This is a genomic window from Neisseriales bacterium (assembly GCA_016699915.1).
In the GTDB taxonomy this organism is placed as follows: Bacteria; Pseudomonadota; Gammaproteobacteria; order Burkholderiales; family Q3-R57-64; genus Q3-R57-64.
The window spans coordinates 166,533-180,325 of the sequence record CP064990.1 but is presented as its reverse complement, the minus strand read 5'-3'; the positions used below and the strand labels follow the sequence as shown (position 1 = coordinate 180,325).

14 protein-coding genes, 1 tRNA gene and 1 pseudogene are annotated in these 13,793 nt (G+C 42.2%); 10 read left to right on the top strand and 6 right to left on the bottom strand.

All coding sequences use genetic code 11. The annotated features are described in order from the left end of the window. The first annotated feature begins 201 nt into the window (after window positions 1–201). The gene (locus IPK86_00880; GenBank protein QQS17018.1) at window positions 202–762 is read left to right on the top strand and encodes a YqgE/AlgH family protein; all 561 of its coding nucleotides are present in this window, start codon (window positions 202–204) and stop codon (window positions 760–762) included. Continuing rightward, complete coding sequence (gene ruvX / locus IPK86_00875; protein QQS16786.1) at window positions 755–1,186, top strand: Holliday junction resolvase RuvX; 432 nt, start codon at window positions 755–757, stop codon at window positions 1,184–1,186. Before IPK86_00880 ends, ruvX begins: the two co-directional genes overlap by 8 nt. Here ruvX and recN read toward each other — a convergent pair. Together recN and IPK86_00865 are read right to left on the bottom strand one after the other, a co-directional pair. Then, window positions 1,179–2,849: a DNA repair protein RecN gene (recN, locus tag IPK86_00870; protein ID QQS16785.1), complete on the bottom strand. Its 1,671-nt coding sequence runs from the start codon at window positions 2,847–2,849 to the stop codon at window positions 1,179–1,181. The two genes, ruvX and recN, sit on opposite strands and share 8 nt — an antisense overlap. Before the next feature lie 40 nt (window positions 2,850–2,889). Next, a complete protein-coding gene (locus IPK86_00865) occupies window positions 2,890–3,777 on the bottom strand; it encodes an NAD(+) kinase (protein ID QQS17017.1) in 888 nt (295 codons plus the stop codon). Between the two features lie 142 nt (window positions 3,778–3,919). On the opposite strand from IPK86_00865, the gene fabD reads away from it, so the two are divergent. The 8 genes from fabD (at window position 3,920) to IPK86_00825 (ending at window position 9,756) form a co-directional block, all read left to right on the top strand. Further along, window positions 3,920–4,846: an ACP S-malonyltransferase gene (gene fabD / locus IPK86_00860; GenBank protein ID QQS16784.1), complete on the top strand. Its 927-nt coding sequence runs from the start codon at window positions 3,920–3,922 to the stop codon at window positions 4,844–4,846. Window positions 4,847–4,904: 58 nt separating this feature from the next. After that, entirely contained in the window at window positions 4,905–5,642 is a 738-nt protein-coding gene (gene fabG, locus IPK86_00855; protein QQS17016.1) for a 3-oxoacyl-ACP reductase FabG, read from the top strand. Window positions 5,643–5,904: 262 nt separating this feature from the next. After that, window positions 5,905–6,144, top strand: a complete 240-nt coding sequence (acpP, locus tag IPK86_00850) for an acyl carrier protein (protein ID QQS16783.1) — start codon at window positions 5,905–5,907, stop codon at window positions 6,142–6,144. A gap of 44 nt (window positions 6,145–6,188) precedes the next feature. Beyond that, window positions 6,189–7,430, top strand: a complete 1,242-nt coding sequence (gene fabF / locus IPK86_00845) for a beta-ketoacyl-ACP synthase II (GenBank protein ID QQS16782.1) — start codon at window positions 6,189–6,191, stop codon at window positions 7,428–7,430. A gap of 21 nt (window positions 7,431–7,451) precedes the next feature. After that, window positions 7,452–8,129 carry a tRNA (adenosine(37)-N6)-threonylcarbamoyltransferase complex dimerization subunit type 1 TsaB gene (gene tsaB, locus IPK86_00840; protein QQS16781.1) on the top strand — a complete coding sequence of 226 codons (678 nt, stop codon included), beginning with the start codon at window positions 7,452–7,454 and terminating at the stop codon, window positions 8,127–8,129. Beyond that, window positions 8,126–8,572: a GNAT family N-acetyltransferase gene (locus tag IPK86_00835; protein QQS16780.1), complete on the top strand. Its 447-nt coding sequence runs from the start codon at window positions 8,126–8,128 to the stop codon at window positions 8,570–8,572. Before tsaB ends, IPK86_00835 begins: the two co-directional genes overlap by 4 nt. Continuing rightward, entirely contained in the window at window positions 8,548–9,327 is a 780-nt protein-coding gene (locus IPK86_00830; protein QQS16779.1) for a uracil-DNA glycosylase, read from the top strand. The genes IPK86_00835 and IPK86_00830 overlap by 25 nt, the downstream gene beginning before the upstream one ends. A gap of 144 nt (window positions 9,328–9,471) precedes the next feature. Then, window positions 9,472–9,756: a hypothetical protein gene (locus IPK86_00825; GenBank protein ID QQS16778.1), complete on the top strand. Its 285-nt coding sequence runs from the start codon at window positions 9,472–9,474 to the stop codon at window positions 9,754–9,756. A 404-nt stretch (window positions 9,757–10,160) separates the two neighbouring features. On the opposite strand, the pseudogene IPK86_00820 reads toward IPK86_00825, so the two are convergent. The 4 genes and pseudogenes from IPK86_00820 to apbC form a co-directional block, all read right to left on the bottom strand. Continuing rightward, window positions 10,161–10,930 (bottom strand): annotated as a pseudogene (locus IPK86_00820) (TSUP family transporter). A 183-nt stretch (window positions 10,931–11,113) separates the two neighbouring features. Next, window positions 11,114–12,289 carry an MFS transporter gene (locus IPK86_00815; protein ID QQS16777.1) on the bottom strand — a complete coding sequence of 392 codons (1,176 nt, stop codon included), beginning with the start codon at window positions 12,287–12,289 and terminating at the stop codon, window positions 11,114–11,116. Window positions 12,290–12,455: 166 nt separating this feature from the next. Then, window positions 12,456–12,531 (bottom strand) — tRNA-Ala (locus IPK86_00810). A 126-nt stretch (window positions 12,532–12,657) separates the two neighbouring features. Beyond that, window positions 12,658–13,749 carry an iron-sulfur cluster carrier protein ApbC gene (apbC, locus tag IPK86_00805; GenBank protein QQS16776.1) on the bottom strand — a complete coding sequence of 364 codons (1,092 nt, stop codon included), beginning with the start codon at window positions 13,747–13,749 and terminating at the stop codon, window positions 12,658–12,660. Window positions 13,750–13,793 lie beyond the last annotated feature (44 nt).

Sequence of the window (13,793 nt, the reverse complement as noted above, 5' to 3'; positions counted from 1 at the left end):
AATGGTAGACTTCGCCTCATTCTAGCATTTTTTCTTAAGGTAATTGATAGCCAAACTGGCTTCTGTCATAAAAAGTCAAAAACCCTTCAGTCGCTAGAGCAAGTTTTTATGGTTTTAGGGTCAGTTGATAAACTGCAAACACCCCCCATATTATTCAGGAAAATACCCGCTTTTCAAAACAGGTTATGTCATAATTATATGATGGATACTTTCTCGCTAAGCAACCACTTCTTGTTGGCAACGCCCAGCACGACCGATCCTATCTTCAGGCATGCTTTGATTTACTTATGCGAACATAAAAAACAAGGAGCCATGGGAATCATTATTAATAAACCATCTGATTTGGGGATTATGCAACTATTTGAGCAAATCGGCTTACCCGTTCAGCATACGTCCCTTAAAACAGGTTCCGTGTTATTTGGTGGACCGGTTCAATTTGATCACGGATTTGTCTTACACACCCATCCAAATAAGTGGCAGTCTAGTTTAACTATTGGCAAGGATTTAGTTTTCACGACTTCTAAGGATGTTTTATTGGCAGCTGCAGAAGGGAAGGGTCCGGATCAATTATTAGTCACCCTTGGCTATGCTGGCTGGGCAGCAGGTCAACTAGAAAAAGAGTTGGCAGATAACGCATGGCTTACAATGCCCGCTGCCATGGATATCTTATTTGATGTAGCCGCCAGTCAGCGCTATGAAGTTGCCATGTCGCGCTTAGGATTTGACATCATGCGCTTATCCCACGATATCGGTTATGCCTGAACAGACTGTTCTAGCTTTTGATTTTGGCAAAAAACGGATCGGTGTTGCCATGGGGGATATGGCTTTAAAAAATGCCCACCCTTTAACTGTTATTGCTGTCACGCAACCCGAGCGCACTTTGTCATCGATCACAAATCTGCTAGCAGAATGGCAGCCTACCGACCTTGTGATTGGTTTGCCAACCTATCCAAATGGTGCGCTGCATCCGCTTGCCCCATTCATCAACGCGTTCGCAACGAAGCTAAAGCGCTTAACTTGTGCCAATATTTGGCTAGTGGACGAACATCTTTCTTCTCAAGCAGCTAGCTTACTACTCAATGAAGCGGGCATTTTTGGACACAAGCAAAAGCTATTGCTGGATAAAATGGCGGCAAAAGTCATTTTAGATACTTGGTTCATCCACGGCGGCACGGCTTTTAAGTAGTATGTGTATGAGCCGATGACAGCAGTTCTTTAGCATGTTGTCGTGTCGTGTCGGTTAAGGTAAGCCCCCCTAACATACGAGCGACTTCCTCGATGCGTGCCTTATCCACTAAATGCGCTACGCAAATCGCAATTTGTGCTGCTTGCTTGACTTTATACACCAACCAATGTGTGTGACCATGGACAGCCACTTGTGGCAAATGGGTAATCGCAAACACTTGACTGCTCGCACCAATATGGCTCAGTAATCGCCCAATAGTCTCGGCAACACCGCCGCCAACACCATTGTCGACCTCATCAAAAATCAAAGTAGGTATATTGGATACTTCGCCAATTGCCACCTGCATTGCAAGATTCAAACGGGCAAGCTCCCCACCTGATGCAACCTTCGCTAAGGGTTGTAGATCCATCCCGTCATTGGTTGACACAAGGTAAGCGACCGACTCCATACCCTGTGCATGAGCCTCGGATAAAGGTATGAGTTGAATCTCAAAACGTGCCGAGGGCATAGCTAGCTGCTGCAGTTTATTCACGATTTTGGCAGCCAAGCTTTGAGCAGCTACCACACGCTGTTGAGTCAACTGTGAAGCCAAACGATAAAATTGATCTTGGCAGGCTATTTCTTGCTGGGCAAGCTCTGTTAGTACTTGCTGTTCACTTAATTGCGCAAACTGCCGTTGCCATGTTTCAAGTTCACCAAGCAGGGTATCTGGTTGAACATGATATTTACGGGCAAGCGTTAAGATGCGATCCATACGGCCTTCAATGTATGCTAATTGCTGCGGATCTTCTTTTAGTTGGTCAAGATATTGACGTAACTGATGAGCAGCTTCGCGTAACTCAACATGTGCCGATGACAACATCGTTTGCAATGCCAGTAAATTCTTGTCAATCGCTGATGCCTTATTTAAAGCCTGTTGTGCCTGCGTAAGATAATGTAAACAATTGGACTCATTATGAGATAACACAAACAAAGCCTGTTGTGCCGCAGTAAGTAGGGCATTGGCATTGGCCAGCTGTTGATGGGTTTCATTGAGGTCACTCCACTCATTCGGTTTGAGGGAAAGACTTGCTACTTCCTCAATCTGAAAACGCAACGCCTCACGCTTAGCCTGCATAGCATACATCGTGTTTTCGGCCTGCTGTTTGGCAAGTTTTGCTTGTTGCCAAGCTTGCCAAGTGCTCGAAACAGCCTCAGCTAATTGGATTGCGCCAGCATAGGCATCTAAGAGTTGGCGTTGGGTTTGTGGCCGAATCAGCGATTGATGAAAATGTTGACCGTGAATATCAATGAGAAATTCACCAAGCACTTTGAGCTGTGCTAGGGTTGCGGCTTGCTGATTGATAAAATTGCGTGAGCGACCGCTTAGATCAATGCGGCGACTTAAGTGTAATGCTTTGGTGCCATGAAATTGTTCTTTATTCAGCCAGTTTTGAATATATGGGCGTTGAGCAATATCAAACTCGGCACTAATTTCTGCATACTTGGCTCCTTTTTTAACTTGTATACCATCTGCTCGATCTCCTAGTAACAATCCTACCGCATCAATCAAAATAGATTTTCCAGCTCCAGTCTCGCCAGTTAATACATTAAAACCACTTGCAAAGTGAAGCGTCAAGCTATCAATGAGGATGAAGTTGCGAATTGTTAAGATACAAAGCATAGGGTTACCTGACCAATAAAAAATGCTGATTAGCTGGTGTTTAGCTTTCCGACAAGAGTTTTTTGCCCCAATGTAGTTTGCCACGCAGCATATCATAGTAGCTATAGCCAACAGGATGTATGAGCTTCAAGGTATGCGTGTAACGCTTAATAAGGACATGATCATGATTTTTCAAATCAACCCGAGACTGCCCATCAAAATGCACACAAGCATCAACACCACTTGTTAATACCCATTCAATGATTGATTGATCCCCGATCACAATCGGTCGATAGCTCATCGAATGAGGGCTAACAGGAACGATAGTAAAGGCCGGTAAAGTAGGATGTAAAATCGGTCCGCCTGCGGCTAAAGCATAGGCTGTTGATCCGGTTGGTGTCGTCACAATGAGTCCATCTGAGCGCTGCGTATAAACAAACTGTTGATCAATAAATACCTCAAATTCAATCATCTGTCCCATGCTGCCGCGACTAAAGACAACATCATTCAGAGCAATACCCTCTGCAATCGTTTTTTTTCGTCGGAGTACCGTAGCACTAATTAGCTGGCGCGCCTCGCTGATAAAACAACCCGATAAGACTGTATCCACCGAACGGATCATATCATGAGGTAACACATCAACCATAAAACCCAATCGCCCTTGATTAATACCCATCATAGGGGTGTGATGGGGTGCCAAGAGTCGTGCAGCAGAAAGCATGGTGCCATCTCCCCCAATCACTATGACTAAGTCAACCGTTTGGCCCAGTACTTGAGGTGAAATAACCGTGTAAGATGGGATCCATGGATCATCACCCTCTTCTTGAGCAATAAAAACAGATAGCCCCTGACTATTTAAATGATTAGCGAGTGTTTGCACTAACTGCAAAACAGAGGGCTTACTAGCTAAGCGAACCATCAATCCAATACGGCGAAATAATCTTGGCATAGGAGTTAGGACTTTTAACATGGTGCAATGCATCATACTGTAATCTTAAAATTTTGTTTTATAAAATGGAAGAAAGTTGCCATAATTCGCCGTGGGTTTCACATAAAGTTGTGCAAGGTTTTTTTTAAGTGAAGGAGCAGCGATGGCTTTTGCATGCTTATTTCCAGGACAAGGTTCGCAGAGCATAGGGATGATGGATAGCCTAACCGCCTTTCCAATTGTTCAAGAAACCTTTCAAGAAGCTTCCGATGTACTAGGCATTGATTTGTGGGCAATGCTCGCACGAGACGACAAGGCAATTCATGATACAATCAATACGCAGCCCTTGATGCTTACCGCAGGCATTGCTACGTGGCGTGCCTGGAAAAAAATCGGTGGGTCAGAGCCAGCTCTTGTCGCAGGACATAGCTTAGGCGAATATAGTGCCTTAGTAGCTGCCGAAGTCATGGCTTTTAGCGATGCCTTAGTTTTGGTTCGTTTACGGGCACAATATATGCAAGAAGCCGTACCACAAAGCACAGGAGCTATGGCGGCTATTTTGGGTCTAGCAGAGCAAATCGTTGTCAAGATCTGCCATGAAGCATCTAGTCAAGGCTGCGTTGAAGTGGCTAATTTCAATACTCCCGAACAAATTGTTATCGCCGGAGAAACACGAGCTGTGGAATATGCCATGCAAATTGCCAAAGAAAAGGGTGCCAAACGAGCACTTCGCCTGCCTGTATCGGTTCCTTCCCATTGTACCTTGATGCAAGTAGCCGCTGAAAAATTAACCGATACACTAAATAATTTACCCCTTAAACCACCTCGTATAGCGGTTTTACACAATGTGGATGCACAACAACATGTATCGGTTCAAGCTATACGCCACACCTTGTTAACACAACTTTATCAACCTGTACAATGGACAAAAACTATCCAGACGATTGTTAAGCAAGGTGTGCAACACTTCGTAGAATGTGGACCTGGCAAAGTACTTACCGGATTAATTAGGCGTATTGATCCCCAATTAAATGGGATAGCGTTAATTGATGAAGCGACACTTTTATCCGCTCAAGCAACTCTTAAGTAAGTACTACCTTTAAGGTTTTGTGTTGATCGGTTCCATCGGTTCCATTGAGGAGAAATTGATGTTACTTCGCCATCACGTTGCTTTAGTAACAGGTGCTTCACGAGGCATTGGTGCGGCCTGTGCCAAAGTGCTAGCTGATAACGGTGCAGTCGTTATTGGTACCGCAACGACGCAAGCTGGAGCGTTAGCCATTCAACAACAATTAGCTCACCAAAATGGGGCAGGTGAAGTGTTAGATGTTACGCAACCTGCAGCAATTACCCAACTAGTTGATGCACTCCTTGCACAATACGAACATATTGATATTTTAGTGAATAACGCTGGCATAACACGGGATGCTCTGTTGATGCGTATGAAAGAAATCGATTGGCTAAGTGTGATACAGACAAATTTAACATCAGCTTTTTTGCTTTCTCAAGCCGTTCTACGCAGTATGGTTAAAACCCGTTTTGGACGTATTATCAACATCAGTTCAGTAGTCGGCGCAACAGGCAATGCCGGGCAAACCAATTATGCCGCATCCAAAGCAGGGTTAATTGGTTTGACAAAGTCGCTGGCAAGAGAAGTAGGTAGTCGTGGCATCACGGTTAACTGTATTGCGCCAGGGTTTATCAACACTAAGATGACGCAGTCCTTATCAGATGAACAACGCGCCTTACTGATGAAAAATATCGTGCTGGGGCGTTTTGGTGAAGCCGATGATATTGCCCAAGCGGTTCTTTTTTTAGCTTCTCCCCATGCTTCCTACATAACGGGTCAAACGCTGCATGTCAATGGCGGTATGTTGATGTCATAACTGAGTATCACCCAAAGCACCAAGCGGTTTTTATTCTTGAAATGGGAGAAAAAAAGAATTGGCAACTTGAGCTATGAGCAGGGTGTTTTGAAATATATATAAACTTTCAATCACTTTGATATGCAAAAATACTCCGGATCTTTTACAAAAATGGTTCTATTTAGTGTTGCTTGATCAGTAATCATTATTTACCAATACAATTTTTTATTTTCTAGTACAATTGCCAAACTTTATTATTCACATGTCAGCAGAAAGGTAGAACATGGGTATCATTGAAGATCGTGTCAAAAAGATTGTGGCAACACAATTGGGTGTCAAAGAAGAAGATGTCAAACCAGAATCCTCTTTTGTAGATGATTTAGGAGCCGATTCACTGGACACAGTTGAGTTGGTCATGGCTTTGGAAGAGGAATTCAAATGCGAAATTCCGGATGACCAAGCCGAGAAAATCACGACCGTACAGCAAGCCATTGATTACATCAACGACAATCAAACCAAATAACTGCCCATTGATTAGCCAATTGGCATGATGAGGTAGCTTTTGCTATGAGTCAACGTAGAATTGTCGTCACCGGACTTGGTCAAGTTTCTCCAGCCGGAAACAACGTTACCGATGCGTGGAAAAGCTTGATGGCGGGTCGTGCTTGTATACGACCGATTACTCGTTTTGATGCGAGTGACTTACCTTGCCATATCGCAGGCGAAGTCTGTCACTTTGACATTGAGCAATATATCAGTGCTAAGGAAGCACGCAGAATGGATGAATTTATCCATTTTGGTATTGCAGCCGCCTTACAAGCGATTGATGACGCACAGTTAGACGCCATACCTAATCTAGATAAAACAAAGGTAGGGGTTAATATCGGTTCTGGTATTGGTGGCTTACGACTCATTGAAGAAATCGGCATTGAAGTATCTAAAAATGGCCCCAAAAGGGTTGGGCCTTTCTTCATTCCCGGTTCATTGATTAACCTGATTGCAGGGCATATTACTATCCTCAAGGGTTATCAAGGACCCAGTTACGGGATTGTGTCGGCCTGTGCAACGGGCGCACATTCGATTGGGGATGCGGCGCGTATGATTCAATATGGCACAGCCGACATCATGGTTGCGGGCGGTGCGGAAAGCGCCATTACCAAACTAGGTGTGGCGGGATTTGCGAATATGAAAGCCTTATCCACACGTAATGATGACCCACAAAGTGCATCGCGTCCATGGAATAAGGGTCGAGATGGCTTTGTTATGGGCGAAGGCGCGGGCGTAATGGTTCTGGAAGAATTAGCACACGCTCAACAACGCGGCGCTAAAATCTACGCTGAATTGGTCGGATTTGGTATGAGTTCCGATGCACATCATATCACGGCACCAACTGCGAAAGGACCTGCCTTGAGCATCAACAATGCACTCAATGATGCCAAGCTTAATCCTGATCAAGTAGACTATGTCAACGCACACGGTACATCTACCCCGTTAGGGGATGTCAACGAAACAGAGGCTCTTAAGCTGGTATTTGGGCATCATGCCAAAAAACTTGCTGTGAATTCGACCAAGTCTATGGTTGGCCATCTTTTAGGGGGGGCAGGCGGAGTAGAAGCACTTTACACGGTGTTAGCAATTCACCACCAAGCTTCTCCGCCGACAATCAACCTAACTGATCAAGATAAAGAAGGCGGTTGTGATTTAGACTATGTTGCCAATACCGCGCGAGATATGCCCATTCAAGTGGGTATTTCCAATTCTTTTGGGTTTGGTGGCACAAATAGTACGCTCATCTTCCAACGTATCTGAGCAATTCAACTCTGAGGCATCATGAAAGCCTTAGCTATTGATACTTCTAATGATTATCTGTCGCTAGCACTGTGCGATCAAGAAGCCATATTAGAGTATCACGAGCAAGTCGGTCAGCAGCATGCGGAATTCATCTTGCCAACAATACAACACCTGTTAAGCACCGCCCAACAATCTATCGGACAACTAGATGCCATCATCTATGGTAATGGACCGGGCACTTTCACGGGTATTCGGGTTGGAGCCAGCATTGCAAAGGGTCTTGCGTTACCCTGTGATATACCGCTCATACCCATTCCAACCTTAGATGCGATTGCCGTACAATATGTCGCCCATCAAGCCATCTTCGTTGCGGTTGACGCGAGAATGAAGCAAGTTTATTGGCGTTGTTATTTAACCCAAGACCAACGATTAATTCCAGAAGGGTTGATTGCGGTTAATTCACCTAGTGATATTCTACTTTCCTGCCCATCCATTGGCGTAGGTAGCGGATTGGCGGCATATCAAGCTATGTTCTCTGATACCCTATTAGCTTGCTTGACTGAACAATATCCGCATGCCAAACCAACAGGTCGAGCCTATATTACCTTAGCCAAGACATCATGCTATCCAAAAGTATCCGCGGATCAGGCAAATTTGTTGTATATCCGTAATCGCGTTGCCCTCACGCTTGATGAGCAAAGAAAGCTGCGCACTTGAATACATATGGGTTGCCCATATCCGCATCGCTTGAAATGGCTAAAGCTTTGTCGGAGCTTGATCAAGCTTGTACTAACCTGGATGCATGGAGTCTAAAACATTATCAAGATTCTATAACTGCCCACCACCACGTTTGGTTGACCCAAGATAAGAGTGCAGTGATGGTTTGGATGATGGCTATTGATGAAGCGGAACTATTACATTTTTTTGTGGTACCCACACATCAAAAACAGGGAATTGGCTATTATTTGTTGCAATATGCTTTGCAGGCTGCTAAAAAAGCAGGTGCCTTACATATGTTTCTTGAAGTCAGGGCAAGCAATGACAAAGCTATCAGACTGTATCAGCGATGTGGTTTGGTGCTATACGGCACAAGAAAACATTATTACCCAACACAAACTGGTGAATACGAAGACGCATGGCTGATGAAAAAAGCGCTATAGCTTACCCAATTAAAAAATTAGCTTACTACAGCTCTAACATGGGGTTAGGGCCCTTGTGGGTTCGTCGTGATAGATTGCAGACTAGCCTCGCTATAGCTGCTACACCAACTACCCAATCGCCAAAACATGTGCCAACAATAATACCGACTCAAGCTCCTGCTTTAAGCGCTCTTGCCGAGCAACCTATATTTGATCCAAACCAACCTTTACCATCTTGGGAAGTTTTACGTGAGACCGTTGAAACATGCCAGCGTTGCCATTTAGCCAAAACACGTTTACATACCGTGTTTGGCAGAGGTTCAACAAAAGCCAAATGGTTACTTGTTGGCGAAGCGCCCGGTAAAAATGAAGATGAGCAAGGATTTGCTTTTGTGGGGCGAGCTGGTAAATTATTAGATAACATGCTCAAAGCAATTCATTTGGATAGTAATACAGATGTTTTTATGACCAACGTCTTGAAATGTCGCCCGCCCGGCAATCGTAACCCTGAAGAAAATGAAGTAGTCGCTTGCCAAGATTTTTTAAGTATGCAAATTGCGAAGCTAAAACCCAGTTTGATTATCACCTTGGGTCGCTTTGCTGTGCAAGCACTATTACATTCCAAAGAAAATATCAGTGCTTTGAGAGGAAAAGTGCATGATTATCAGGGCATTCCGTTAATTGTCACTTTTCATCCGGCTTATTTACTGCGCAATCCGCCTGAAAAAGCAAAGGCTTGGCAGGATTTGGTATTAGCAATGCAAAATGGCAAATAGCTTTTTTTGGTCTTGATGTGTTTTTTGTCTATCATATGCAGCAATGATTGAGATGATAAACTAAAACTGCAAAATGTTTATTTTTATGGTACATCGCGAATTTTTATGTTAGTGTCATCCAATTGGATAGATCCTTAAAGAGAAATGATCGTGAGCTTTCTAAAGAAACTATTTGGTACTTCAGAACAAGTTGATAAGATTGAACTGGCAGCACGAAGCGCAAAGAACTGTTTTAAGGAATTTTTTGTGCAATCGAAGGATCTTGATAAAACTATATTGGATACATATTGTGAGTTGGCGAAGTACGCAGTTCGAGGATCTGATGTAAAAACTTTTATAGAAATATTGCAGGAATTGGAGAAAGAGCTGGCAAATGGATACAAAGTAGAATTTACGCCAATTGTTTTGCGTAAGGAAGCAGAATGGTGAATGAAAATTACGTTCTTTCTAGTGCCCGTCTTTCAAAGGTTACATGATTGTTTTCCTTTTTCGGCGCAAGATATAAGATTACTAAATATTGCTTGTATGGTAACTCAAAATGCCATTTTACGCTCCGGGTTGCACGCAAAGGAGCATAGTATATTAGAAATAATTGATGGGGTCGAAAAAGCTTGGACTTCCCAAGTATTTAGAAAACATTACGGAATTTTTTGTAGTCTAGTCAAGTTGGAAAAAGATAATGGGGGAAAGTAAAGAAAATGATTCGGATGATATCTTCCCATAAAACTTGCTACTACGAACTTTTTAAAGCATTTACTTAGTACTATTTTAGTCAACTGCACCTATTCAGGGTTGTATCTCCATTCCACAGTTGTCAATAGAGAATCAGTAATTTACCCATAATACTTAATAAATGTTCCCAGTGTACTTAATGTAATAAGCAACAAGAAAATAATTTTTAACCATTTGACATGTTTATACATCACAAAATGAGTACCAAACCTTCCGCCAATAAATGAGCCAATGCCCATTAAAACAGCGGCTACATAGTCCACTCTGCTCCCTACTATAAAAATAGATAAAGCTGTTAAATTTCCAGCAAGATTAAGTGGTTTGGCGTATATAGTTGCTTGTCGCAAATCTAACTTAAAGCATTTCATTAATGCTAAAGCCCAAATAGAGCCCGTACCTGGACCAAAAAAGCCATTATAAAAACCAATTGAAGAACCCAATGCTAAAAATTTGTGATGACTTGGCTCTAGTGTTTGATTATAAAATTTGTTTTTCCGATTTAGATTGGATACATAATAAATTAACACTGCTAAAAGAAAAAAGGGATGGCTTTTTCTAATTTATCTGTTGAGATAATTTGTAAGAGGATCGTACCAATCGATGCACCAATTATGGTATAAACAAATGCTACGGTTAAAGTACGATAATTAACTTGCGATTTTCGAAAAAAATGCAACGTTGCGGAAAACTCGCCGATTGCTGATTGCAGTTTATTCGTACCCAGTGCTGTAACAGGGTTCATACCCGTAAATAACATAGCAGGTAACGTAATTAATCCACCACCACCACCAGACAAAGTATCGATGAACCCAGCAACTGAAGCAATCATAACAAGCAATATGTAGATCAATAGACTAGCGTGTTCAATCATGGTTGAATTAATTTTCCTAAATCAAACACCCTATCATTAGAATTAGAGCCAGTTGTCCGAATTAAATCATCGAGGCTGTTTCTTATATAAACCCTAAGCACTAATCTATCGGTTTTTATTTTATCTCTAGCGTGTTTGTAGTTCTCTATCTCATCCTAGATAGTTATAAACTAACCCGTCAAATTAATTCGTTTTGTTTTGTATAAACCTATAAAAATAAAGCGCTGTAACTAGTTCTGCTAAACCAGCTAAGATTAATACCCACAGCAATGCATCGTAACTATAATGAACAGCAATAAATGCTCCAACATAAGGAAAACAATAATTAGCTATAAAAAAGCAAAGGGTGAAGTAGACGATCACAGATGCTTGTAAATGGATAGGTGCATAGTTTGCCGATTGGGCTTGTATGATAGGAAATAACAATCCATAACCTGCACCAAATAGTAATGCAGCACCCACATAACACACCACTTCTGCCTCTGCAAAAAAAAGTAATCCTATCCCAGCCAACATTAAAAGTACCAAATAAGTAATTGTTTTTTGTGGTGCAAAATGTGATAAGGAACGACTTAACAAAATGCGTGATGAAGCAACTGAGAGTGTATAAAAAATATAAAAAATTTTGTGATCAATACCCTTAGCAGCAGCAAAGGTTGTTTGTAAATACAAAATAGTTGTCAAAATACAAGCACCAAAAGCCCCCATTGCAAAAAAATAAACACTGGGTGTTTTCATTACTTCTTTAAATTCCATCAGCCACGACATCTGACGAATAGGCATGTTTTGGTAGAGCTGATTATGTTTAGAGACAATATAAGAAAATAAGAAAGCTAAGGCACTAAATAAAATAGCCACGACAAACATACTGGCATGGCCAAAATTGCCATATTTAGTCAAGCAATCAGCTAATACAGGCGCAAGCCCAACACCGATGGTTGTAAAGGTAGCGTAAATTGAAAAGTGGTAAATGCGATTTTCATTAGTGGCCGTCATGCCGATACAAATAGGACCTATCGTAAAAGCCAATCCCCATCCAATACCATTGATCAAGGAAGCCAAATAATAACCAAAAATACTATGCGTAATGCTTGCTATAAAAAATGTCATGCAACCTAAGAAGTACACCAGCCCACCTAATGGCGCAATGCGATTAAGTCCAAATTTTCGTATCATGGACGCAGTAGAGGAAACCGATAAAACCGTACCGACAGCACCTACTGCATACACTTGCCCAAAAAATTCCTCATTTAAACCTAAGGATTTAAAGTAAAGTGGCAACATAAAAAACTGCCCATAAGCAAGCGCTAAAGTCAGCCGCTCTGCGTATAAACCAAGTCGTATTTTTTGTGTGTCCATGAGACAAAAATTTTGTTTAAAAACCCTGTAAGGATATTGGGAAAAATAAGAATGGACAGGTATACCGATAAATTGAAAATGAAAGAAGGATAGCTAAAAAAACAAACCCTGCACGATAAAAAAGGCAACTGAGCTGACTATTTTTGTGACGATATTTATTGAAAGTTGGTGGAGATAGGCGGGATCGAACCGCCGACCTCTTGCATGCCATGCAAGCGCTCTCCCAGCTGAGCTATACCCCCGAACAAAAATACTAAATCAGTACTTTAAGCCCTCACTTGCTTCAAAGCCGATACACTCAAATCCAGCTTCTTAAGTATACCGCAATCTATCACAAAAGATGTGTATAGCATGATGAATAATATAAGTTAATAACGTACAGTTACCTTAGGTAATTTACTGGAAAAGTCGCGTGGCATTTGCGCAATTTTCGCTGCAACTCGAAGAGCCATATCTCGATAAATATTTGCGCTGGGACTGTCTGGATTAGCAACCACCATCGGACAACCTTGGTCAGAAGCTGCCTGAATAGCTGCTTCAAGTGGCAATGAACCTAATTTGTCAAAATGGGCGTCTTGTGCCAAACCTTGATCGTGATACTGGCCAAAAATATGTTCCACATGTCCGCATTGCGAACAAGTATGTTGTGCCATGTTTTCAACAAAACCCAATAGCGGAATATTCATCTTGTTGAGCATCGTCATACCTCGGGCTGTTATATTTAAAGCTATTTCTTGGGGTGTTGTCACAATGATAGCGCCAGTAATTGGCACCTTTTGCGCCAGCGTCAGTAAAATATCACCCGTGCCAGGTGGCGTATCAATCACCAAGTAATCTAAATTCCCCCAAGCGGTACTATGGAGTAACTGCTGTAATGCTTGAGCAATCATAGGGCCACGCCAAATCATGGCTTGGTCACTTTTTACTAACAATCCGATAGACACAATCTCGATGCCATGTGCCATCAAAGGCTGCATAAGTGGCCCCTCTGAAACGGGTAAGTTTTTGCCAGATAAACCCAGCATCAAGGGCAATGATGGACCATAAATATCCGCATCCAAAAGCCCCACTTTAGCACCTTCTAGATGAAGCGCTAGCGCCAAATTAACAGCCACAGTTGATTTACCAACACCCCCCTTACCAGATGCAACAATTATCGTATTTTTGATAGCTGGCAGCAGCGATAAGCCACGTTGGGCTTGATGTGCCATAATTTGACTCTTGATTTGAATCGTGATTTTCCTGCCTCCGGCAAAAAGCACTAATGCTGTTTCAAAAATCTGATAAATAGATGATATCTGACTAAGTGCTGGGTAACCCAGCACCACTTTTAAAACTAGGTTCTGTTCATTCAAAGCAACGATTTGTACAGCATTGGGTTCTATATAAGGTTTGCCCGTCAATGGGTCAATTAAAGTCTTAACGGCACATAAAACAGCATTTTCTGTCAGTGGTTTCATGATCATTGAGTACAAGGTTAAAATGTGTTCATCATATGACGAGA

What these genes read in the sequence shown, in the direction of transcription:
- fabF (QQS16782.1), top strand. Translation starts at nt 6,189, where the DNA reads ATGAGTCAACGTAGAATTGTCGTCACCGGACTTGGTCAAGTTTCTCCA.
- apbC (QQS16776.1), bottom strand. Translation starts at nt 13,749, where the DNA reads ATGAAACCACTGACAGAAAATGCTGTTTTATGTGCCGTTAAGACTTTA.
- recN (QQS16785.1), bottom strand. Translation starts at nt 2,849, where the DNA reads ATGCTTTGTATCTTAACAATTCGCAACTTCATCCTCATTGATAGCTTG.
- tsaB (QQS16781.1), top strand. Translation starts at nt 7,452, where the DNA reads ATGAAAGCCTTAGCTATTGATACTTCTAATGATTATCTGTCGCTAGCA.
- fabG (QQS17016.1), top strand. Translation starts at nt 4,905, where the DNA reads ATGTTACTTCGCCATCACGTTGCTTTAGTAACAGGTGCTTCACGAGGC.
- acpP (QQS16783.1), top strand. Translation starts at nt 5,905, where the DNA reads ATGGGTATCATTGAAGATCGTGTCAAAAAGATTGTGGCAACACAATTG.
- IPK86_00830 (QQS16779.1), top strand. Translation starts at nt 8,548, where the DNA reads ATGGCTGATGAAAAAAGCGCTATAGCTTACCCAATTAAAAAATTAGCT.
- ruvX (QQS16786.1), top strand. Translation starts at nt 755, where the DNA reads ATGCCTGAACAGACTGTTCTAGCTTTTGATTTTGGCAAAAAACGGATC.
- IPK86_00880 (QQS17018.1), top strand. Translation starts at nt 202, where the DNA reads ATGGATACTTTCTCGCTAAGCAACCACTTCTTGTTGGCAACGCCCAGC.
- IPK86_00825 (QQS16778.1), top strand. Translation starts at nt 9,472, where the DNA reads ATGATCGTGAGCTTTCTAAAGAAACTATTTGGTACTTCAGAACAAGTT.
- IPK86_00865 (QQS17017.1), bottom strand. Translation starts at nt 3,777, where the DNA reads ATGCCAAGATTATTTCGCCGTATTGGATTGATGGTTCGCTTAGCTAGT.
- IPK86_00815 (QQS16777.1), bottom strand. Translation starts at nt 12,289, where the DNA reads ATGGACACACAAAAAATACGACTTGGTTTATACGCAGAGCGGCTGACT.
- fabD (QQS16784.1), top strand. Translation starts at nt 3,920, where the DNA reads ATGGCTTTTGCATGCTTATTTCCAGGACAAGGTTCGCAGAGCATAGGG.